Source organism: Kitasatospora herbaricolor, assembly GCF_030813695.1.
Taxonomy (GTDB): Bacteria; Actinomycetota; Actinomycetes; order Streptomycetales; family Streptomycetaceae; genus Kitasatospora; species Kitasatospora herbaricolor.
Genome location: NZ_JAUSVA010000002.1, coordinates 2,389,070 through 2,410,356, shown reverse-complemented (window position 1 = coordinate 2,410,356; position 21,287 = coordinate 2,389,070). Strand labels below are relative to the sequence as shown.

Annotated in this window: 20 protein-coding genes; 6 read left to right on the top strand and 14 right to left on the bottom strand. The window is 73.0% G+C overall.

What is annotated here, in order from left to right:
• The first annotated feature begins 20 nt into the window (after window positions 1-20).
• The 3 genes from J2S46_RS10895 (at window position 21) to J2S46_RS10885 (ending at window position 4,692) form a co-directional block, all read left to right on the top strand.
• Window positions 21-2,195, top strand: coding sequence for an MMPL family transporter (locus J2S46_RS10895; RefSeq protein WP_191290400.1), 2,175 nt, complete (start codon window positions 21-23; stop codon window positions 2,193-2,195).
• 328 nt (window positions 2,196-2,523) lie between these two features.
• Window positions 2,524-2,727 carry a cold-shock protein gene (locus J2S46_RS10890; RefSeq protein WP_073922031.1) on the top strand — a complete coding sequence of 68 codons (204 nt, stop codon included), beginning with the start codon at window positions 2,524-2,526 and terminating at the stop codon, window positions 2,725-2,727.
• 234 nt (window positions 2,728-2,961) lie between these two features.
• Window positions 2,962-4,692, top strand: a complete 1,731-nt coding sequence (locus J2S46_RS10885) for a DEAD/DEAH box helicase (RefSeq protein ID WP_307349639.1) — start codon at window positions 2,962-2,964, stop codon at window positions 4,690-4,692.
• Window positions 4,693-4,803: 111 nt separating this feature from the next.
• Here the strand turns inward: J2S46_RS10885 and J2S46_RS10880 are convergent, their stop codons facing one another.
• Complete coding sequence (locus J2S46_RS10880; RefSeq protein WP_191290402.1) at window positions 4,804-5,727, bottom strand: helix-turn-helix transcriptional regulator; 924 nt, start codon at window positions 5,725-5,727, stop codon at window positions 4,804-4,806.
• A 128-nt stretch (window positions 5,728-5,855) separates the two neighbouring features.
• Between J2S46_RS10880 and J2S46_RS10875 the strand changes: the two genes are divergently transcribed.
• Window positions 5,856-6,902: a gluconolaconase gene (locus tag J2S46_RS10875; protein ID WP_191290403.1), complete on the top strand. Its 1,047-nt coding sequence runs from the start codon at window positions 5,856-5,858 to the stop codon at window positions 6,900-6,902.
• A gap of 139 nt (window positions 6,903-7,041) precedes the next feature.
• Window positions 7,042-7,908, top strand: coding sequence for a DMT family transporter (locus J2S46_RS10870; protein ID WP_191290404.1), 867 nt, complete (start codon window positions 7,042-7,044; stop codon window positions 7,906-7,908).
• A gap of 60 nt (window positions 7,909-7,968) precedes the next feature.
• Here the strand turns inward: J2S46_RS10870 and J2S46_RS10865 are convergent, their stop codons facing one another.
• The 11 genes from J2S46_RS10865 to J2S46_RS40820 form a co-directional block, all read right to left on the bottom strand.
• A complete protein-coding gene (locus tag J2S46_RS10865; RefSeq protein WP_191290405.1) occupies window positions 7,969-8,760 on the bottom strand; it encodes a sirohydrochlorin chelatase in 792 nt (263 codons plus the stop codon).
• 10 nt (window positions 8,761-8,770) lie between these two features.
• Window positions 8,771-9,673: an ABC transporter permease gene (locus J2S46_RS10860; RefSeq protein WP_191290406.1), complete on the bottom strand. Its 903-nt coding sequence runs from the start codon at window positions 9,671-9,673 to the stop codon at window positions 8,771-8,773.
• Window positions 9,660-10,463: an ABC transporter ATP-binding protein gene (locus tag J2S46_RS10855; protein WP_073922040.1), complete on the bottom strand. Its 804-nt coding sequence runs from the start codon at window positions 10,461-10,463 to the stop codon at window positions 9,660-9,662. Before J2S46_RS10855 ends, J2S46_RS10860 begins: the two co-directional genes overlap by 14 nt.
• Window positions 10,464-10,639: 176 nt before the next feature.
• Window positions 10,640-11,794, bottom strand: a complete 1,155-nt coding sequence (locus J2S46_RS10850) for an aliphatic sulfonate ABC transporter substrate-binding protein (RefSeq protein WP_191290407.1) — start codon at window positions 11,792-11,794, stop codon at window positions 10,640-10,642.
• A gap of 267 nt (window positions 11,795-12,061) precedes the next feature.
• The gene (locus J2S46_RS10845; protein WP_191290408.1) at window positions 12,062-13,417 is read right to left on the bottom strand and encodes a sulfate adenylyltransferase subunit 1; all 1,356 of its coding nucleotides are present in this window, start codon (window positions 13,415-13,417) and stop codon (window positions 12,062-12,064) included.
• 2 nt (window positions 13,418-13,419) lie between these two features.
• On the bottom strand, window positions 13,420-14,358 hold the full coding sequence (gene cysD, locus J2S46_RS10840; protein WP_191290409.1) for a sulfate adenylyltransferase subunit CysD: 939 nt from the start codon (window positions 14,356-14,358) through the stop codon (window positions 13,420-13,422).
• Entirely contained in the window at window positions 14,355-14,951 is a 597-nt protein-coding gene (cysC, locus tag J2S46_RS10835; RefSeq protein WP_073922046.1) for an adenylyl-sulfate kinase, read from the bottom strand. Before cysC ends, cysD begins: the two co-directional genes overlap by 4 nt.
• A 38-nt stretch (window positions 14,952-14,989) precedes the next feature.
• On the bottom strand, window positions 14,990-15,688 hold the full coding sequence (locus J2S46_RS10830) for a phosphoadenylyl-sulfate reductase (protein ID WP_191290410.1): 699 nt from the start codon (window positions 15,686-15,688) through the stop codon (window positions 14,990-14,992).
• The gene (locus J2S46_RS10825) at window positions 15,672-15,878 is read right to left on the bottom strand and encodes a hypothetical protein (protein ID WP_191290411.1); all 207 of its coding nucleotides are present in this window, start codon (window positions 15,876-15,878) and stop codon (window positions 15,672-15,674) included. Before J2S46_RS10825 ends, J2S46_RS10830 begins: the two co-directional genes overlap by 17 nt.
• Window positions 15,875-17,599 (bottom strand): nitrite/sulfite reductase, encoded by a 1,725-nt coding sequence (locus tag J2S46_RS10820; protein WP_191290412.1) that lies wholly within the window; start codon window positions 17,597-17,599, stop codon window positions 15,875-15,877. Before J2S46_RS10820 ends, J2S46_RS10825 begins: the two co-directional genes overlap by 4 nt.
• Before the next feature lie 206 nt (window positions 17,600-17,805).
• Window positions 17,806-17,889: a putative leader peptide gene (locus J2S46_RS40820; protein ID WP_310593185.1), complete on the bottom strand. Its 84-nt coding sequence runs from the start codon at window positions 17,887-17,889 to the stop codon at window positions 17,806-17,808.
• A 309-nt stretch (window positions 17,890-18,198) separates the two neighbouring features.
• Here J2S46_RS40820 and J2S46_RS10815 point away from each other — a divergent pair, with 309 nt between their 5' ends.
• On the top strand, window positions 18,199-19,536 hold the full coding sequence (locus tag J2S46_RS10815; protein ID WP_229912782.1) for a YihY/virulence factor BrkB family protein: 1,338 nt from the start codon (window positions 18,199-18,201) through the stop codon (window positions 19,534-19,536).
• A gap of 28 nt (window positions 19,537-19,564) precedes the next feature.
• Here J2S46_RS10815 and J2S46_RS10810 read toward each other — a convergent pair whose 3' ends face one another.
• Both J2S46_RS10810 and J2S46_RS10805 read right to left on the bottom strand, forming a co-directional pair.
• Complete coding sequence (locus J2S46_RS10810) at window positions 19,565-20,431, bottom strand: AraC family transcriptional regulator (protein ID WP_191290413.1); 867 nt, start codon at window positions 20,429-20,431, stop codon at window positions 19,565-19,567.
• A 226-nt stretch (window positions 20,432-20,657) separates the two neighbouring features.
• Window positions 20,658-21,254 carry a TetR/AcrR family transcriptional regulator gene (locus J2S46_RS10805; protein WP_073922056.1) on the bottom strand — a complete coding sequence of 199 codons (597 nt, stop codon included), beginning with the start codon at window positions 21,252-21,254 and terminating at the stop codon, window positions 20,658-20,660.
• Between the last annotated feature and the right edge of the window lie 33 nt (window positions 21,255-21,287).

Here is a 21,287-nt window from a genome sequence, read left to right as displayed (position 1 = left end):
GCCCAGGAGGCACAGCGAGCATGTTCCACCGAATCGGACAATTCGTGGTCACCCGAGCGTGGTGGGTGATCGCGGCTTGGGTGGTCGCGGCCATCGCCATCATCGGCACCGCGCCGAAGTTGACCGCGCAGACCGACGAGGCCGCCTTCCTGCCGAAGCACTACGAGTCCATCCAGGCCTCGGAGCTCCAGGAGCGGGCCTTCCCCGCCAGCTTCACCCCGGGCGCGCTGCTGCTCTTCGAGCGCACCGACGGCGGCAAGCTGGACGCGGCCGACCAGGCCACCATGAACAAGGTGGTCCAGGGGCTGGGCGACAAGCACATCGCGCTGGTCGAGCAGATCATCCCGGTGAGCCAGCAGTCCACCTCCAAGGACGGCAAGTACGCGCTGTCGATGGTCGCCATCGACAAGACCAAGATGCAGAGCGAGGAGTACGGCGAAGCCGCCAAGGCGCTCCGTGACGGCGGCGCCGAGCTGACCGCCGGCACCCCGCTGAAGTTCCAGGTCGGCGGCCAGTCCGCGATGAACCTGGACCAGAAGGACTCCTCCGCGCTCGCCAACGCCCTGATCGGCGGCGGCACCGTGGTGATCATCCTGATCACGCTCGGGATCATCTTCCGCAGCCCGATCATCGCGCTGCTGCCGATCCTGTCGATCTTCGTCTACTCGATGGTCGCCAACGGCCTGATCGCGGACGCGAGCAAGATCTTCGGACTCAAGTCCGACGCCTCCATGTCCGCGATCCTGATCGTGGTGCTGTTCGGCGTCGGCACCGACTACTTCCTCTTCCTGATGTTCCGCTACCGCGAACGGCTGCGGGCCGGCGAGGACCGCAAGACCGCCGTGGTCAACGCGGTCGGCCGGGTCGGCGAGGCGATCGCCTCCGCCGCCGGCGCCGTCGTGGTGGCCTTCGCCGTCCTGGTGCTCTCCAGCCTCGGCCTCTTCAAGGCGCTCGGCCCGTCGCTGGCCATCGCGGTCGCCGTCACCGCCCTGGCCTCGGTCACCCTGGTGCCCGCGATCCTCTCCCTCATTCCGGAGAAGGTGCTGTTCTGGCCCTCCAAGGCCTGGCAGCGCGAGCCCAAGGGCGCCCGCTTCGCGGCCATCGGCAAGGCCGTCAGCCGCCGTCCGGGCATCGCCGCGCTGGGCTCCGGCGTCGTCATGCTGGCACTGGCGCTCTCCGTGGTCGGCTACAAGGGCACCTTCGACCTGGCCGGCAGCTCCATGCCGAAGAGCAAGGAGTCGATGGTCGTCCAGGACAAGCTGATGACCGCGTTCTCGGCCGGCGCCGCCGACCCGAGCCACGTGTACCTGACCGTCACCCAGGACGGCGCCAAGCTCGACACCGCCACCCTGGACGCCTACGCGGCCAAGCTCGGCGGCGTGAACGGCGTCGCGTCCGCCGCGCTGCCCCAGGACGGTCTCAGCAAGGACGGCGGCACGGCCAACTTCACCGTGCTGCTCAAGGACAGCCCGGCCAGCAACCAGGCCATCAGCACCATCGCCGGCCTGCGCGACACCGCGCACGAGGAGGCGCCGGCCGGCACCAAGGCGTACGTCGGCGGCATCACGTCCGTCTACAAGGACATCAACACCGCGATGGCGCACGACTACTCGCTGGTGTTCCCGATCGCCGCACTGCTGATCATGGTGATCCTGGGCCTGCTGCTGCGCAGCGTCGTCGCCCCCTGGTACCTGATGGCCTCGGTGGGCCTCGGGTTCGGTGCCACCCTCGGTGCGACCAAGCTGGTGTTCCAGAACTTCGCCGGCGAGCCCGGTCTGATGTTCATGCTGCCGATCTTCATCTACCTCTTCGTGGTCGCGATCGGCACCGACTACAACATCCTGATGATCGCCCGCCTGCGGGAGGAGGCCCGCGAGGGCCGCAGCCCGCGCGAGGCGGCCGGTGAGGCGATCCGGCACGGCGGTCCGACCGTCGCGGCGGCCGGCTTCATCCTGGCGGCGACCTTCGCCACCATGATGCTGGCGGGCAACACCCTCTTCAGCGAGATGGGCTTCTCGATCGCGTTCGGCATCGTGCTGGCGGCGTTCGTGATGTCGCTCTTCTTCACCCCGGCGCTGACCGCGCTGCTGGGCAAGGCGGCCTGGTGGCCCGGTCACGGCGACGTGGCGGGCCACGACGCCCCGGTGGCGCTCGACGAGGCCGCCGGCGCCCCGGAACCGGCCGGCCGGCACTGATCCCCCATCGGGCCGGGAGGATCCTCCCGGCCCGGTGCGTCCCAGGTCACAGGGCACGCGGCGACCGCTCCGGCGGTCGCCGCCTGCCCTGCTGCCGTGGGCCGCAAACGTGACGTGTCCGGCAAAAATCACTCGATCATTCCGGTGTTCGCCGTGCTACAGTCGACGCAGTTGCAGTTTTGGTTCCCATGAACGTATATGTGCGCCTGCTGGTACCAACCAACAGGCGCATTTGTTTTGTCCGGTGTTTCAGTCTCCGGATGGGGATCGCGGCTACTTTGGGGCCCACGAGGTGTGGGTCCTGATGCCCCAGTATGAGGAGACGGTTATGGCTACCGGCACCGTGAAGTGGTTCAACAGCGAAAAGGGCTTCGGCTTCATCGAGCAGGACGGTGGCGGCGCTGACGTGTTCGCCCACTACTCGAACATCCAGGCGAACGGTTTCCGTGAGCTGGTCGAGGGCCAGAAGGTCGAGTTCGACGTCACCCAGGGCCAGAAGGGCCCGCAGGCCGAGAACATCCGCGTCATCTGAGTCCAGCTTCCCAGCTGACTCACGTCGCGAAGCGAGGGCCCGTACCGCACGGTGCGGGCCCTCGTGCATGCCGCCGAACGGCCGGGGCGGCAGTGGTTCATTCCTCTCCTGACGGCCGACCTTCCCCAGCTCCCCGCTGGGGGCCTACCCCCAGCCACCGCCGGGGGTACCCCCAAGGTCCGCCAGCACGGCACAGCCGTGGCCGTCGGCCGTATCAGGACGGAAAATCACCACATGACCGATCAGTCACGCCCGCAGCGCAACCGCAGCACCGGCGGCCGCACCCAGGGCGCCGCGGCGGGCCAGACCGGCCGCGGCCGCCCCCGCACCGGCGGCAACGCCAGCAGCAGCGGCGGCTTCAGCGACGCCCAGCGCCGCAGCGGCACCAGCACCGGCGGCCTGCGCAGCGCCGGCGCCACCGGTGGCCGGGGCCGCGGCCGCGGCGCCGCCCCCCGCGAGCGCGCCGTCGAGGCGCCCGCCGACTTCGCCATCCCCGAGGGCACCCCGGCCCGCCCGCCGGCCGCGACCTTCGCCGAGCTGGAGATGCCCAAGGGCCTGCTCTCGGCACTGACCCGCGAAGGCGTCACCGAGCCCTTCCCGATCCAGTCCGCCACCCTGCCGGACGCGATCGCCGGCCGCGACGTGCTGGGCCGCGGCCGCACCGGCTCCGGCAAGACGCTGGCCTTCGGCCTCTCGATCCTCGCCCGCACCGCCGGCAAGCGCGCCGACGCGCGCCGCCCGCTGGCCCTGGTGCTGGTGCCGACCCGCGAGCTCGCGCAGCAGGTCACCGACGCCCTCACCCCGTACGCGACCGCCGTGAACCTGCGGATCGCCACCGTGGTCGGCGGCATGTCGATCACCCGGCAGGCCAACGCGCTGCGCCGCGGCGCCGAGGTCCTGGTCGCCACCCCCGGCCGGCTCGACGACCTGATCAACCGGCAGGACGTCCGGCTGGACGAGGTCGCCATCACCGTCCTGGACGAGGCCGACCAGATGGCCGACATGGGCTTCCTGCCGCAGGTCACCAAGCTGCTGGAGCAGGTCGCCGAGGGCGGGCAGCGGATGCTGTTCTCCGCCACCCTGGACCGCAACGTGGACCGCCTGGTCCGCCGCTTCCTGACCGACCCGGTGACGCACTCCGTCGACCCGTCGGCCGGCGCGGTGACCACCATGGACCACCACGTCCTGCAGATCGACACCGCCGACAAGGCCTCGGCCACCGCGCACATCGCCTCCCGCGAGGGCCGGGTGATCATGTTCGTGCACACCAAGCACGGCGCCGACCGCCTCGCCAAGCAGCTGCTGGCCACCGGTGTGAAGGCCGCCGCCCTGCACGGCGGCAAGTCCCAGCCCCAGCGCAACCGCACCCTGGACCAGTTCCGCGAGGGCCACGTGTCCGCGCTGATCGCCACCAACGTCGCCGCCCGCGGCATCCACATCGACGGCCTCGACCTGGTCGTCAACGTGGACCCGCCGATCGACCACAAGGACTACCTGCACCGCGGCGGCCGCACCGCCCGGGCCGGCGAGTCCGGCACGGTCGTCACCCTGGTGCTGCCCGAGCAGCGCCGCGAGGTCACCCGGCTGATGACCACCGCCGGCATCCGCCCGACCACCACCAAGGTCCGCCCCGGCGACGCCGAGCTGGCCCGGATCACCGGCGCCCGGACGCCGTCCGGCGTCGCGGTCACGCTGGCCGTGCCGATCAGCCAGGCCCCGGCGGCGAGCACCACCAGCGCCCCGCGCCGCCGCACCTCCGGCCCGCGCTCCTCGCTGCCGACCGACGTCGACATCAACGGCAACGCCCGCCGTCGCCGTCCCAAGCAGCGGATGGGCGCCACCGGCGGCGCCACCCACACCGCGGCCGGCTTCTCCGGCAAGGCGAGCAGTGGCTCCAAGCCCGGCTCCGGCTCCAAGAGCGGCGGCAACTACGGCACCGGCCGCCAGCGCCGCCAGGCCAACTGACGCACCGCCCCCGGCCCGTCCGGCGGGCATCCGAAGCGGGCACCTCCTCCGGGGGTGCCCGCTTCGGCGTTCCGCGACCCCGGCGGGCCGGGGCGTGCCCGGCGGTGACCCTCAGGCCTGCGCCCGCTCCGGCGTCGGCCCGGCGCCCGGCTCCGGGCCCGTCGCCGATCCCCGGTCCGGCCGCCGCCGGCCGCCCGGCGCCAGCCGCCGCAGCCGCTCCGCCGTCTCCTCGTCCCGCGGTGCCAACACCACCAGCTCCAGCTGCGGCTCGCCCTGCGCCCGCAGTACCACCTGGTCGATCCGCAGCAGGCCCAGCACCTCGTGCCGCAGGTCCTTCTCGGTGCCCGAGCGCTCCTGCACCTGGTGCTCGTCCAGCCAGCGGTCCGCCTCCGGGAACCCGGCCCGCAACCGTGCGATCAGCGCCGCCAGCCGCCGCGCCCCGGGCGAGCCGTCGCCGCCCCGCTCGCCGTAGGCGGCCCGCAGCTGCGCCAGGATCCGCCGGGCATGGCGCTCCCAGTCGACCGTCCGCGCCCGGTGCGCGTGGTCGGCGAACACCACCCAGCCGAGATTGCACTCCCCGGCCGGCCACCGGGAGAACTCGAACAGCGCGTCAGCCTGCGGGTTCCAGGCACGGACGTCCCAGTCGGCGTCGATCAGGAAGGCGGGGGACGGCGACTGCGCCTCCAGCAGGCGCAGCAGGGCGCCGGGAACCCGCTCGGGCACCGGGCCCTCGGCCGGCAGCGCGTGACTGCCCGCCAGCCGGAACAGGTACTCCGTCTCGGCCTGGTCGAGGCGCAGGGTGCGGGCCAGGCTCGCCAGCACCTCGGGGGAGGGGTTGATGGCGCGCCCCTGCTCCAGCCAGGTGTACCAGGTCACCCCGACGCCGGCGAGCACCGCCAGCTCCTCCCGCCGCAGCCCCGGGGTACGGCGGCGCAGGCCCGGCGCCATGCCCACGTCCTCGGGCGTCAGCCGGGCCCGCCGGCTGCGCAGGAAGTTCGACAGTGCCGTCCGCCGTGCTGTTCCGGCCGTCTTCATGGTCCGCCCCCGTCTTCCCGTCCCTGGTAGCCGTACTACCAGTATCGCCACGCACTGCCGGGCCGCCGCGGCTGCCACGAGGCTTGCCACGTCAGCACGTTGATGACCCGTACCAGAGGGAGTACCCGATGAGGCGTCAGTTCCGCCGCGTCCTGGTGGCCGTCGCCACCACCGCCCTGCTCACCGCGGCCGCGGCCCCGGCCGCGGACGCGGCGACCGCCGCGAAGGCGTCCGGCGTCCAGCACGGCGCGAGCCGCCACCCGGCCGTCGTCGACGGTCACGCCCCGTCCCTGCACCCCGAGGGCGCGACCTGGGACCAGGCGCACCGCCGGTTCCTGGTCGGTTCCCTGCGCCACGGTACTGTCTCCGCCGTCCGGCCCGACGGGAGCGTCCGGACCCTGGTCGACGACCCGGGGACGATCGTGTCGGTGATCGGCCTGCACGCGGACGCCGCCCGGGGCCGGGTCCTGCTCGCCAACGGCGACAACGGGGTCGGCCTGCGCAGTTCCGCCGCCACCACCGGCCGGCTGGCCGGGATCGGCGCGTACGACCTGGAGACCGGCCGTCGGATCTTCTACGCGGACCTCGCCGCGGTGGCCGGCGACGGCGGTCCGCACTTCGCCAACGACATCGCCTTCGGCCCGGACGGCACCGCGTACGTCACCGACTCCCGCGCGCCGATCGTGTACCGGGTCGGGGTGGACGGCCGGGCCTCCGTCCTGCTGCGGGACGAGCGGCTGCGGGCGGCGCCCGACGGGTACGGGCTGAACGGCATCGTCTACCAGGACGGCGCGCTGCTGCTCGGCAAGTACGACGACGGCACGCTGTGGCGGGTCCCGGTCGGCCGTCCGGCGCAGCTGCGGCAGGTCCGGCTGACCGGGGCGGCGGGGGCGCCCGGGGCACTGGCCGGGCTCGACGGCCTGCTGGCCGGCCGAGGCGGCGCCGTACTGGGCGTCACCAACGGCCTGGGCGCACCGGGCCGGGACGCCCAGCTGGAGCTGCGGTCCGCCGACGGCTGGCGGACCGCCCGGGCGGTCGCCGTCCACCCGTCGGCGGACCCGGCGCCGACCGCCGTGACGGCCGGCCCGGACGGCGGCTTCTACCAGCTCTCCGGCCGGATGGACCTGCTCTTCGCGGGCACCCTGAGCGACAGCTTCACGCTGCGGCGGATCTGACCGCCCGTCGCCCGGGCCGGCCCCCGGTACCGCCGCCCGGGTGACGGTCGGGGGCACCGGCCCGGACGGCGGCCGCGCGGGCCGGCCCGGATGGCAGGCTGACCGGCAGGTGCGGGAGGCCGGCGGAGCGGAGTGGTCTGTGCAGAGCGTGTGGGCCGTGCTGTTCGCCCTGCTCGGCGCCGCCAGCAACGCGACGGCCACCGTGCTGCAGCGCAAGGCGGCCGGCACGGTGCCGCTCTCCGCCGGGTTCCGGCTGCGGCTGATCGTCGAACTGCTGCACCGGCCGGTGTGGCTGGCCGGGTTCGGGGCGATCGTGCTGGCCGCCTGCTTCCAGGCGCTGGCGCTGTCCGAGGGCGCGCTCTCCCTGGTGCAGCCGTTGTTCGTGCTGGAGCTGCCGATGGCGATGCTGATCGCCGGCTTCGTGCTCGGGCGGCGGCTGACCCGGGACAGCTGGCTGGCGGTGTTGGCGGTGGTGGGCGGCCTCGGGGTGGCACTGGCCGCCGCCGACCCGCAGGGCGGCATCACGCATCCGCCGGGCGGGCGCTGGGCGGTGGCCACCGGCTGCTGCGTGGGGGCGGTGGCGCTGCTGGTGGTCGTGGCCCGGCGGCACCCGCCCGGGCGGCTGCGGGCGGCCTCGCTGGCGGCGGGCGCGGCGATCGGGAACGCGCTGACGGCGGCGCTGATGAAGGCCGCCACGCACGCCTGGCAGAGCGAGGGGATCGCCGGGTTCTTCGGGGCCTGGCAGACCTACGGCTTCGCGCTGGCGGGCGCCGGCGCGGTGTTCCTGCTGGAGAACGCGATGCAGTCCGGCCCGCTGGTGGCCTCGCAGCCGGCGTTGACGCTCACCGACGCGCTGGTGAGCCTGGCGCTCGGGGTCACCCTGTACGAGGAGACGGTGCGGACCGGGTGGTGGCTGCTGCCGGAGATCGCCGGTGCGCTGGCGATCCTGGCGGGGGCGCTGGTACTGGCGCGCACGCCGCTCGCCCGGCTGCTGGCCGAGGGGTGAGGGTCGGGGCGTCGATGCACGACGACCGGTCCGCACGTCCCGGCCTGTGCGCCGCGGTGCTCAGGCCCCCCGGCGAAGGCCCTGTCCGACGCCGCCGCGGGCACCGGTCCGGGCCTCGTCGTACCGGTCCAGCAGCAGCCGGGCGATCTCCGGCGCGTCGCCGAGCACATCGGCGACGAGGTCCGCGTCCCCGGCGGCCGCCGCGATGCGGTCCGGAAGCAGCCCTGGGGCGAGCAGGTACGGGGCGACCGCGACCCGCTCGGCGCCGGCTTCGCGCAGCGAGGCGACGGCCCCGGGCACCCGGTGGCCGGTGGCGGCCGTGGCCGCGTACGCGACCTCCACCCCGGCCCAGCCCCGGGTGCGGCGCCATTCGGCGGCCAGGGCCCGGGTGACCCGGCCGGCGGCCGGGTCGGAGGAGCCGGCCGCGGCCAGCACGATGCCGGTGCGGGCCCGGACGGCGTCCGAGGCCACGTCCAGCCCGGCCTCGGCGAGCCGGCGTTCCAGGGCGGCGAGCAGCCGTGGGGACGGGCCGAGGACGTCCGCGAGCGGGAGGTCGGCGCCGGACGCCCGCAGCGCGGCCGGGATGTCCGTCTTGGCGTGGTAGGCCCGGTTGAGCAGCAGCGGTACGGCCACGGCCGGGGCGCCGGCCAGCCGCTCGGTGACCTGGGGGAGGCGCGGTGCGCAGAACTCCAGGTAGGCGGTGGCGACGTCCAGGGCGGGGCGCAGCGCGCGGATCCGCCGGACCAGGGCCTCCACTGTGGCGGCGTGCCTGGCGTCCCGGCTGCCGTGGGCGATCAGCAGGAGGGCAGGGCTGCCCGCTGGCGGAGCAGCGGGCAGCCGGCCGGAGACCATGGATCCGACCTTACCGGGCGGCGGCCAGCAGGCCGCGGTTGCGCAGCACCCGGCGCTCGATCGGGGCGAACACGAGCAGCTCGATGGCGATGCCGACGAACAGGATCAGGATGATGCCGAGCAGCACACCGGCCATCTCGGAGAACTCGCGCTGGTTCTCCAGGTAGCGGCCGAGGCCCTGCCCGAGGTCGGGCGAGCTGGCGACCAGCTCGGCGGCCATCAGCGAGCGCCAGGAGAAGGCCCAGCCCTGCTTGAGGCCGGCCAGGTAGCCGGGGAGCGCGCCGGGGAGCAGCACGTGCCGGGCGTTGCTGAGGCCGCTGGCGCCGAGGGTGCGGCCGGCCCGCAGGAACAGCGGCGGCACCTGGTCGATGCCGGCCACCAGGCCGTTGGCGATGGACGGGACGGCGCCCAGCAGGATGACGGCGTACATCATCTGGTTGTTGATGCCGAGCCAGATCACCGCGGCGGGCACCCATGCGACGGACGGCAGCGACTGCAGGCCGGACAGGATCGGGCCGACGGCCGCCCGGACCGGCTTGACCTGGGCGACCAGCAGGCCGATCGGGGTGCCGATGACGACGGCGATGACGAAGCCGGACAGGCCCCGCCAGACGCTGGTCCAGATGATCTCGAAGAGGGTGCCGGCGCTCCAGAGGTCCTCGGCGGCGGCCCAGACGTCGGCCGGGCTCGGGAGCTTGTAGGAGCTGGTCAGCTCCAGGCTGTACGCGCCCTGCCAGAGGGCGAGCACCAGGAGCACGCCGAGCAGCGGCGGGAGGGCCTTCTGCCGCAGCGTCTGGGCGAAGGACTGGCCGGGGGCGGCGACGGTCTCCAGGGCGTCGAGGCCGGCCTCGACGCTGGCGGAGTCCGGCGCCTGGTCCTTGACGATGCCGGGGGCGGTGTCAGTGCTGGCCATGGCGGCGGATCTCCCCACGCAGTTCTTCGGTGATCTCGATGGACAGGTCCGCGACGCCGGCGGACTCGATGCGGCGCGGCTGCGGCAGGTCGATCCGCCACTCACGGGCGACCCGGCCGGGGCGGGAGGAGAGCAGCACCACGCGCTGGGCCAGCCGGACGGCCTCGCGCACGTTGTGGGTGACGAACAGGACGGTGAGCTTCTGCTCGGCCCAGATCCGGGTGATCTCGTCGTGCAGGACGTCCCGGGTGATCGCGTCCAGGGCGGCGAACGGCTCGTCCATCAGCAGCACCGAGCTGCCCTGGGCGAGCGCGCGGGCCATCGCGACGCGCTGGCGCATGCCGCCGGAGAGCTCGTGCACGCGCTTTCCGTAGGAGCCCTTGAGCCGGACCAGCTCCAGCAGCCGCTCGGCCTCGGGGCGGCGCTCGGGGCGGGCCACGCCGTTGAGCCGCAGCGCGAGTTCGATGTTCTTGCCGGCCGTGAGCCAGGGGAACAGCGCGTGCTCCTGGAACATCAGCGAGGGGCGCCCGCCGGGGACCTCGATGGTGCCCGAGGAGGGCTTGTCGAGGCCGGCGACCAGGTTGAGCAGGGTGGACTTGCCGCAGCCCGAGGCGCCGAGCAGCGTGACGAACTCGCCGGGGGCGACGTCGAGGGTGATGTCGTCCAGCACGTGGGTCGCGGCGCCGGGGCGGCCGAAGGACTTGTGGACGTGCGAGATCCGGACGGCGGGGGAGCCGTCCAGGACCCCGGCGCCGGGGGCGTCTTCCGAGGTGGTCAGTGCCGGGCTCATCCGGGCACCTCCTGCATGAGTGGACTGGCGGACTGGCGAAGTGGGAGCCGGGGTCCGGCCCCGCCCGGCCCTGTGACTGGGCATCGACCGGGTGGGCGGGGTTCCGGACCGCGGAGCTTGTGCGGGTCGCGCTGCGGGGTGCCGCGGCCGGCGCCGGGCCGGCCGCGGCGTACCGGCTACTTGGTGCCGAGCCCGGCGTCCGCCACGGCGCTCTGACCGGCGGCCTTGAGCACCTTGTTGAGCAGGGTCAGGTCGTAGATCCCGTTCAGGTCGGGCTTCTTGAGCAGACCCGCGGTCACCGCGTGGTCGGCCTCCGACTGCAGGGTCCCGGCCAGCGGGTCGTCCAGGAAGTCGATGTCCTGCCAGGCCGGGTCGAGCACGGCGGGCTCCAGCGCGTTGCCCGCGGCCTCCTTGATGGCCGCGTTGGCGGAGGCCTTGGCCTTGTCCGGGTTGGCCTTGATGAAGGCGTTGGTGTTCACCGAGCCGCGCAGCACGGCCTCCACCACGTCCGGGTGCTCCTTGAGGAACTTCTGGGACACGATGATGTTGGTGATCACGAACTTGTTGTCCGGCCAGAGCGACTTCTCGTTCAGCAGGACCTTCGCACCGAGGGTGACCAGCTTGGAGGCGGTCGGCTCGGGCACCCAGGCACCGTCGATCGCACCGGACTTGTAGGCGTCCGGGGTGACCTTGTTGTCGGTGCGGACGACCGAGACGTCGCCGGCGCCGGTGTTGGCGTCGACCTTGAAGCCCTTGGTGGACAGGTAGTTGAGGAGCGCCACGTCCTGGGTGTTGCCCAGCTGCGGGGTGGCGATCTTCTTGCCCTTGAGGTCCTCCAGCGAGGTGACCTTGTCCGGGTTGACGACCAGCTTGACGCCGCCGGAGGCCGAACCGCTGATGATCTTCAGCGACTTGCCGTCCGACTTGGTGAAGCCGTTGATCGCCGGGGAGGGGCCGATCCAGCCGATGTCGATCGAGCCGGCGTTCAGCGCCTCGATCTCCGCCGGGCCGGCGTTGAAGATCTGCGGCTTGATCTGGGTGGTGCCCAGCTCCTTCTGGAAGATGCCTTCCTTCAGGCCGACCAGCGGGGTGCCGTGGGTCAGGTTGGCGAAGTAGCCGATCTTGACCGTGTCGGTGGACAGCTTGACGTCACCCGAGGGGGAGGCCGCCGCCGGCGAGCCGGCCGCCTTGTTGTCGGTGCTCTTCGAGCCGTAGCCGCAAGCGGTCAGCAGGGTGACGGCGGTGAGGCCGGCGACGACCGCCACGGCGGACCGTCTGATCCGGCCGGCGGGGGTGCGGGCAGCATTATGGGGGAACTGGTTCGAAGCCATGCGAAGTCGTCCTGTTCATGGACGGGCCGTCGACTGACGTCCCTGGTACGGAAGCTGGGGTGTCGCTCGCGGCATCGTGATGCCGGGCAAGCCGGGCTGCGGCTGCTGTGCCAACTGTGGGACGGCACAGGGGCGGCGGCCCGGTGACAGGGGATCAGAGCCCCTGTCCGCCCACACATCGCGTCAGTCCGCCCTGGCCGCTGCCGAGGACGCCGCTGCCGATGCGGCCGCCTTCCTTGTCCATGCCCGAGAACGCCTCGTGGGGCATCAGACCCAGTCCTCCTCGTCCGTCGCTTCCAGCGCGACCGTGTCGAAGGCCTCGCCCGCCATGCCGGCGGTGAGGGTGGTGCCGTCGGCCGGGTCGATCAGCAGGAAGGACCCGGTCCGGCGGTTGTCGGTGTAGTCGTCGAGCGACAGCGGCTCGGCGGTGCGCAGCACCACGTGGCCGATGTCGTTGACCGACAGGCCCTCGGCGCCGGAGCGCTGTTCGAGGGAGTCGATGTCGATCCGGTAGCTGATCTCCTTGACCAGCGCGCGCACCGTCCGGGTGGTGTGCTTGAGCAGCACCTTGTCCCCGGCCCGCAGCGGGCGCTCGTGCAGGTGGCAGACGGTCGCCGCGACGTCCTTGGTGGGCGTCGGGACGCGGCCGGCCGCGATCAGGTCGCCGCGCGAGACGTCGATGTCCTCGGCCAGGCGGACGGTGACCGACTGGGGGGCCCAGGCGATGTCCGTCTCCCTGCCGAGCGCGTCGATGCCGGCCACCGTGGTGACGTGGCCCGACGGCAGGACGGTGACGGTGTCGCCGGTGCGCAGCACGCCGGAGGCGAGCTGGCCGGCGTAGCCGCGGTAGTCGGGGAAGTCGGCGCTCTGCGGGCGGATCACGTACTGGACGGGGAACCGGGCCGGCTCCTCGCTCGGGTCGCTGCCGACCGGCACGGTCTCCAGGTGCTCCAGCAGCGTCGGGCCGCCGTACCAGTCCATGTGCGCGGACGGCTCGACCACGTTGTCGCCGGCCAGGGCCGAGATCGGCACCGCCACCACGTCCTCGACGCCCAGCGAGGCGGCGTACGCGGTGAACTCCTTCGCGATGGCCGCGAAGACCGGCTCCGCGTACTCGACCAGGTCCATCTTGTTGACGGCCAGCACCACGTGCGGCACCCGAAGCAGCGCGGCCACGGCGGCGTGCCGGCGGGTCTGCTCGACCACGCCGTTGCGGGCGTCGACCAGCACGACGGCGAGTTCGGCGGTGGAGGCGCCGGTCACCATGTTGCGGGTGTACTGCACGTGGCCCGGGGTGTCGGCGAGGATGAACCGCCGGCGCGGGGTGGCGAAGTAGCGGTACGCGACGTCGATGGTGATGCCCTGCTCGCGCTCGGCGCGCAGGCCGTCGGTGAGCAGCGCCAGGTCCGGAGCCTCCTGGCCGCGGCTGAGCGAGACCCGCTCGACGGCCTCCAGTTGGTCGGCCAGCACGGACTTGGAGTCGTGCAGCAGCCGGCCCACCAGGGTGGACTTGCCGTCGTCGACGGAGCCCGCGGTGGCGAAGCGCAGCAGCGCGGTGGCCGTGGCCTCCTCGCCGAACGGGTTCTCGGAGGGGGCCTGGTCGTTGTGCAGATCGGTCGGCATGGTTAGAAGTACCCCTCGCGCTTACGGTCTTCCATGGCGGCCTCGGACACCTTGTCGTCCGCCCGGGTCGCTCCTCGCTCGGTCAGCCGGCTGGCCGCGATCTCGGCGATCACGTCGCCGATGGTGGCCGCGTCCGAGTCGACCGCGCCGGTGCAGGACATGTCACCGACGGTGCGGTAGCGCACCAGGCGCCGCTCCACGGTCTCGGTCTCCTTGGGGCCGCCCCACTCGCCGGCGGTGAGCCACATGCCGTTGCGGGAGAAGACCTCGCGCTCGTGGGCGTAGTAGATCTCGGGGAGTTCGATCTTCTCCCGCTCGATGTACTGCCAGACGTCCAGCTCGGTCCAGTTGGAGAGCGGGAAGACGCGCACGTGCTCGCCGACCGCGTGCTTGCCGTTGTAGAGGCTCCAGAGCTCGGGGCGCTGGCGGCGCGGGTCCCAGGCGCCGAACTCGTCGCGCAGGGAGAAGACGCGCTCCTTGGCGCGGGCCTTCTCCTCGTCGCGGCGGCCGCCGCCGAAGACGGCGTCGAACTTGCCCTGCTCGATGCCGTCCAGCAGCGGGACGGTCTGCAGCGGGTTGCGCAGGCCGTCCGGGCGCTCGCGCAGCCGGCCGTCGTCGATGAAGTCCTGCACGTGCGCGACGTGCAGCCGCAGGTTGTGCCGGGCCACCGCGCGGTCGCGGTAGTCCAGCACCTCGGGGAAGTTGTGGCCCGTGTCGACGTGCAGCAGGGCGAACGGCACCGGCGCGGGCCAGAAGGCCTTCAGCGCCAGGTGCAGCATGACGATGGAGTCCTTGCCGCCCGAGAAGAGGATCACCGGGCGCTCGAACTCGCCGGCCACCTCGCGGAAGATGTGCACCGACTCCGCCTCCAGCGCGTCCAGGTGCGACAGCGCGTAGGGGTTCTCGGCGGCATCCAGCAGGGTGTGGGTCGCGGTCGTCATGCCAGTCCCCTCGTGGTCAGGAAGGTGTGCAGTTCGGCCGCGGACTCGGCGACGGCGCGGCCGTGCGTCTGCAGTCGCAGCTCCGGGCTCTCCGGGGCCTCGTACGGGTCGTCCACGCCGGTCAGGCCGGAGATCTCGCCGGCCGCCTGCTTGGCGTACAGGCCCTTGACGTCGCGCTCCGAGCAGACCTCGACCGGGGTGGCGACGTGGATCTCCAGGAACTCGGTGCCGTGCTCGCCGTGCCGCTCGCGGACGGCGGCGCGCGAGGCGGCGTAGGGGGCGATGACCGGGGCCAGCACCTTGACGCCGTTCGCGGCGAGCTTCTCGGCGACGAAGCCGATCCGGGTCACGTTGGTGTGCCGGTCCTCCTGGCTGAACCCCAGGCCCTTGGAGAGGAATTCGCGGATCTCGTCACCGTCCAGGACCTCCACCTTGTGGCCCTCGGCGCGCAGGCGCTCGGCGAGGGCGAAGGCGAGGGTGGTCTTGCCCGCGCTGGGCAGCCCGGTCAGCCACACCGTGGCGCCGCGCTCGCAGGGGGCGGCCGTTCGGGCCGCCTCTGCGGCTCCGTCGACTGCCGGTGTGTCTGTGGTCACGGTGAGATCTCCTGGAGGTACGGGTTGGCGGGGCGGGGTCAGAGGTGGATGCCGCACTCGGTCTTGCCGGAGCCGGCCCAGCGGCCGGCGCGGGCCTCCTCGCCCTCGACGGGCTTGCGGGTGCACGACAGCGGCGAGCAGCCGACCGAGGTGTAGCCCTCCCACAGCAGCGGGTTGAGCAGGACGCCGTTGGCGGCGACGTAGGCGTCCACGTCCTCCTGCGTCCAGCGCGCGATCGGGGCGATCTTGACCTTGCGGCGCTTGGGGTCCCAGGACACCACCGGGGTGTTGGCGCGGGTCGGGGACTCGTCGCGGCGCAGCCCGGTGGCCCAGGCGTCGTAGCCGCCGAGGCCGCGGTTCAGCGGCTCGACCTTGCGCAGCGAGCAGCAGAGGTCCGGGTCGCGGTCGTGCAGGTTCGGCCCGTACCGGGCGTCCTGCTCGGCCACGCTCTGCAGCGGCGTCAGCGTGATGACGTTGACCGGCATCACCGCCGCCACCGCGTCCCGGGTGCCGATGGTCTCGGCGAAGTGGTAGCCGGTGTCCAGGAAGACCACGTCCACGCCGGGGAAGACCGAGGAGGCGAGGTGGGCCACGACCGCGTCCTCCATGGAGGAGGTGACGCAGAAGCGTTTGCCGAAGGTCTCGGCGGCCCAGCGCAGGACGTCCTGTGCGGACGCCTCCTCCAGGTCGCGGCCGGCCGCGGTGGCTATCGCCTCGTGATCAACCGTGCTGGTCATCCTGGTTCCCCCCGTTCGCAGGTGTGCTCCGGCCGCCGGTGTTCGACGGCGACAGCAGGCCGAGGAACTTCAGCTGGAACGCCCGGCGGCAGCTCGCGCACTCCCAGGCCCCGTGCCCGCCCTCGGCGGAGGGGCGCAGGTCCTCGTCCCCGCAGTACGGGCAGTGGAAGGGTGCGGCGCGCTCGCTCACGACAGTGCCTCCTCGGACGCCCGGGCGGTCCACTGGGCGAACCGCTCGCCCTCGGTGCGCTCGGCCTGGAAGCGCGTCAGGACCCGCTCCACGTAGTCCGGCAGGCCGTCCTTGGTGACCTTCAGGCCGCGGACCTTGCGGCCGAACCCGGCCTCCAGGCCCAGCGCGCCGCCCAGGTGCACCTGGTAGCCCTCGACCTGCTCGCCGTTCTCGTCGGTGACGAGCTGGCCCTTGAGGCCGATGTCGGCGACCTGGATGCGGGCGCAGGCGTTCGGGCAGCCGTTGATGTTGATGGTCAGCGGCTCGGCGAACTCCGGCAGGCGCTTCTCCAGCTCGTCGATGAGCGTGCGGCCGCGCTCCTTGGTCTCGACGATCGCGAGCTTGCAGTACTCGATGCCGGTGCAGGCCATCGTGCCGCGGCGGAACGGCGAGGGGGTGACCCGCAGGTCCAGTGCCTCCAGGCCGGCCACCAGCGACTCGACCCGGTCCTCGGCGACGTCGAGGACGATCATCTTCTGCTCGGCGGTGGTGCGCAGGCGGTCCGAGCCGTGGGCGGCGGCCAGGTCGGCGATCTGCCCGAGCAGCTTGCCGTCGACGCGGCCGACCCGCGGCGCGAAGCCGACGTAGAACCGGCCGTCCCGCTGGCGGTGCACGCCGACGTGGTCGCGCCAGGTGCCGCTCGGCTCCTTCGGCGCGGGGCCGTCGACCAGCTTGTACTTGAGGTACTCGTCCTCCAGCACCTGGCGGAACTTGTCCTTGCCCCAGTCGGCGACCAGGAACTTCAACCGGGCGCGGTTGCGCAGGCGACGGTAGCCGTAGTCGCGGAAGATGCCGATGACGCCGCCGTAGACGTCCGCGACCTCCTCCAGCGGGACCCAGGCGCCGAGGCGCACGCCGAGCTTGGGGTTGGTGGAGAGGCCGCCGCCGACCCAGAGGTCGAAGCCGGGGCCGTGCTCGGGGTGGACGACGCCGACGAAGGCGATGTCGTTGATCTCGTGGGCGACGTCCAGCAGCGGCGAGCCGGAGACCGCCGACTTGAACTTGCGCGGCAGGTTGGAGAACTCCGGGTTGCCGATGAAACGCCGCTGGATCTCGTCGACGGCCGGGGTGCCGTCGATGATCTCGTCCTCGGCGATGCCGGCCACCGGGGAGCCGAGGATGACGCGCGGGGTGTCACCGCAGGCCTCGGTGGTGGAGAGGCCGACGGCCTCCAGCTTCTGCCAGATCGCCGGCATGTCCTCGATCCGGATCCAGTGGTACTGGACGTTCTGCCGGTCGGTCAGGTCGGCGGTGTTGCGGCCGTACTGCTCGGAGACCTCGGCGATCGCCTTCAGCTGGGCCACCGTGAGGCGGCCGCCGTCGATCCGGACCCGGAGCATGAAGTACTCGGCGTCCAGCTCGTGCGGGTCGAGGATCGCGGTCTTGCCGCCGTCGATGCCCTCCTTGCGCTGGGTGTACAGACCCCACCAGCGCATCCGGCCCCGCAGGTCGGCCGGGTCGATCGAGTCGAAGCCCCGCTTGGCGTAGATCGTCTCAATGCGTGTCCGCACGTTGAGACCGTCGTCGTCCTTCTTGAACTGCTCGTTGGCGTTCAGCGGGGTGAAGTGCCCCATGGCCCACTGACCCTCGCCGCGGTGGCGGGTCACCTTGCGGGCGGCGGCGGGGCGGCGCGCGGGGGCGCTCGCTTCCTGGGGCTCGACCGGGTCGGGAGTGGTGGCCATGGTGAAGTCCTTACGGGCAGGTGGCTCTGACGCTGGGGGGAGGCGCTGGGCGTTGCTCCGGTGCGGCGCTGCTGTGACCTGCGGTCCGGCACGTGGTGACGTACCGGACCAGGAACAGTGACCGAGGCCGGGTGGGCGCCCGCGCATCCGCTTCAGCGAGGATGACGAGGATTGGCGCCGGGTGCGGTGGTGGCGGCGGGGTGGGCTCAGGTCACCGGACAGATGGCGCTGGACACGCGAAGGAGATCGACGTGGAGTCGACCAACCAGGGTGGTTCCGGCGCTAGGCATGGCAAGAGATTCGCACGCATGGCGGTTCTCGGTCCACTAACGTCCAAATAATGGACGTAATGGTTTCGCGATGTGAGACGCCGGGGACTTTCCCACGCTCCGAAGGTTACCGCCGTGCGCACCGCCGCGGCCTCCCCCGCCGCCGGCCCGCCCGCGAAGCCCCCGCAAGCTCCCCCGGACGGCCCCCGCACGGGCTCCGGCGCGGCCCCCGGACGGCCCGCGCCGGGACCGCCGCCGACGGCCGGGGGCCCGTAGATCCACCCCGGGCGCCCGGCCCGATACCGTAGAGCTGTGCAACCAGCAGGCGAGATGACGAGACCGAACCCCGAGCGCCCCTCGCGGCGGCGGGGCAAGGGCTCCCGACGCGCGGTCAAGCGGGCCACCTGGCGCAGTACGGCCTGGGCGCTGATCAAGGACACCACCAACACCTGCGTGGAGTACCGGGTCACCGGCCTCGCCGCCGAGGCGGCCTTCTTCACCCTGCTCTCGATCCCGCCGCTGCTGCTCTGCCTGGCCGGCACGCTCGGCTACCTCGACGAGTTCCTCGGCGCCGGCACCATCGACAAGCTGAAGCAGGACATCGTCTCAGCCGCTGGGACGGTGCTCTCGCAGTCGTCCGTCCACCAGATCGTCGAACCCCTGCTGCACGGGGTCTTCGACGACAAACGGCCCGACCTGATCTCAATCGGCTTCCTGCTGTCCCTGTGGTCCGGCTCCCGGGCCCTCTACATCTTCATCGACACCATCACCGTGATGTACGGCCTCGACGGCAAGCGCGGCATCGTCAAGACCCGCCTGATGTCGCTCGGCCTCTATCTCGGCGCCCTGGTGATCGGCTCCCTGGTGCTGCCGCTGCTGGTGGCCGGCCCCGGGCTGGTGGTGGCCGCGCTGCCGAACGCCGCCGGACTGGTCAGCGCGCTCTACTGGCCGGTGGCCATCCTGCTGCTGGTGGTCTTCCTCACCACGCTCTACCACCTGGCCGTTCCCGTCTCCACGCCATGGCGCGAGGACATCCCCGGCGCGCTGGTCGCGCTGGTCGTCCTGGTGGTCTGCAGCGTGCTGCTCCGGGTCTACCTGGTCAGCTCCGTGGAGGGCCCCTCGGTGTACGGGTCGCTGGCGGCGCCGGTGGCCGTCCTGCTCTGGATCGGCGTGGTCGCGCTCGCGGTGCTGATCGGCGCCGCGATGAACGCCGCCATAGACCGGCGCTGGCCCACCCTGGAGACCGCCGACGCCCGCGCCGAGAACGAGCGCGCCAGCGAGGAGGCGGCCGCCGCCGTCGTCCGCGAGGTCGCCGCCCGGCGGGCCGTGGAGCGCGCCAGGCGGGCCCGCGAGCTGGGCCTGGCGGAGGGCGTCGAGGACGAGTACGAGGGTGAGGAGGGCGACGACGGCGACGTGCCGTCCGAGTACCCCGAGCGCTGGGCGGACTTCCTGCCCCCCGAGAACGTCAAGGGCCGGCTGGCCGCCCGCGGCCCGCACCACCGCCCCGTGCCGCCCCCGCCGGACAGCGACCGGCCGGCCGGCCCGCCGCCCGGCTCCGGGCCGGGCCAGGAGAGCGGCCCCGACTTCGGGCCCGAGTTCGGCGACCACCGCTTCCCCGGGGCGCAGCTCCCCGGGCACCCGCCCCGCCCGCCCTGGGAGCAGGGCTGACCGGACGGGCGCCCGGGCGCGGCCCGGCTCAGGCCGCGCCGCGCTCCACCGGGATCCACAGCTGGGCGTCGGCCTGCGCACCGTCCGGCGACGGCCGGACGCCGAGGATCTCCGGCCCCGGGCGGCTGCGGTACGGGTTGGACGGGAACCACTGGGTGTAGACGTCCCGCCACAGGTACTGCAGGGCCTGCGGGAACGGGCCGGTGTTCTCGAAGACCGCCCACGTCCCGGCCGGGACGAGCAGGGCGTCGAGGTCCTCCGGCGGCTCCGCCCGGGTCAGCGCGGCGTGGTAGTAGTCGAGCTCGGTGCCCTCGGCCAGGCTCTCGTCGATGTTGTCGGTCACCGAGACGATGCCGGCCGGCTCCTGGTCCGACAGTTGCGCGATCCGCCGGGCCGTCTCCGGCCCGACGGACCTGATGAACTCCGCGATGGCCGGATTGACCCCCTCGTGCACGAGCGGGACCCGGGCCCTGCGCCCCACCACCCGGAACTCCGCCCGATCCACGATCCGGTACCTCATGCTGCTGCTCCCTTCGACGACGAGCCGGAAGGACATCCGGGGCTGGGAGCGCAGGGCCGCGCCGGTGCGCCTGGCCTCGCCGGGCCCGACGCCGTGCATCGCGCGGAACGCGCGGGCGAACGCCTCGCCCGAGGCGTAGCCGTACCGCACCGCGATCTCCAGCAGCGTCCCCGGCCCGGCCAGCACCTCGGCGCCCGCGACGGTCAGCCGCCGGCGCCGGACGTACTCCGAGAGCGGCATCCCCGCCAGTGCCGAGAACATCCGCCGGAGGTGGTACTCCGAGGTCATCGCGATCCGGGCCAGCTCGGCCGCGTCGATCTGCCCGTCCAGCCGGGACTCGATGTGCTCCATGGCCTGATTCAGTCGTTCCAGCACCCGGTGTCCTTCCTTTCCCTGCCTTCACCGTAGGAAAGGGTCACCCTGCCGCACCCGACATCCTGTGCCCGTTCCGGTCGGGTGCCCGTTCCGGTCGGGCGCCGGGGGTGCCCGGGGTGCCGTGCTGTCCTCCGGCCCCGGCCCGGCCGCCGGGGGTGCCCGGGGTGCCGTGCTGCTCTTCGGCCCCGGCCCGGCCGCCGGGGAGCGCCGGTGACGCGCCCGCCGGTCAGCGCGCCCCGTCGGGCAGCACCAGGCCCTCCAGCACCAGCGAGAGGAACCGCGGGCTGCCGTCGTGGCCGGGCACGGCGTTCTCGCGCACCCAGGCGGCGCCGCTGAGCAGGTCGAACAACTCGTCCGGGGTGAGGTCGGCGCGGACCCGCCCGGCGCGCTGGGCCGCGTCGAGCAGGGCTGCGCCGCTGCGGTGCATGGCGGTGCACATGGCGTGCGAGGGCGTCCCCTCGTCGTACATGCTCCTGGTCAGGATGCCGACCAGGCCGCGGAAGGTGCTGAAGTGCCGGACGGCCTGCCCCATCCAGTCGGTCAGTGCCTCCAGGGCGTCCTCGGCGGCGGCCGGCCGCTCGGCCCGGGCGACCAGTTCGGCCAGCCCGTCCCTGGTGGCGGCCTCGACGAGGGCGGCCCGGGTGGGGAAGTGGCGGTAGAGGGTCCCGATGGCGACGCCGGCCTGGCCGGCGATGTCCTCCAGGGAGGCGTCGGAGCCGTCGGCCTCGAAGGCCCGGCGGGCGGCGGCCAGTATCGCGTCGTAGTTGCGCTGCCCGTCGGCCCGCTTGGGGCGCTGCGCGATGTAGGGCCTGGTCTCCGACACTGATCCTCCTGCTTGACTACCTGAGGCGCCCTC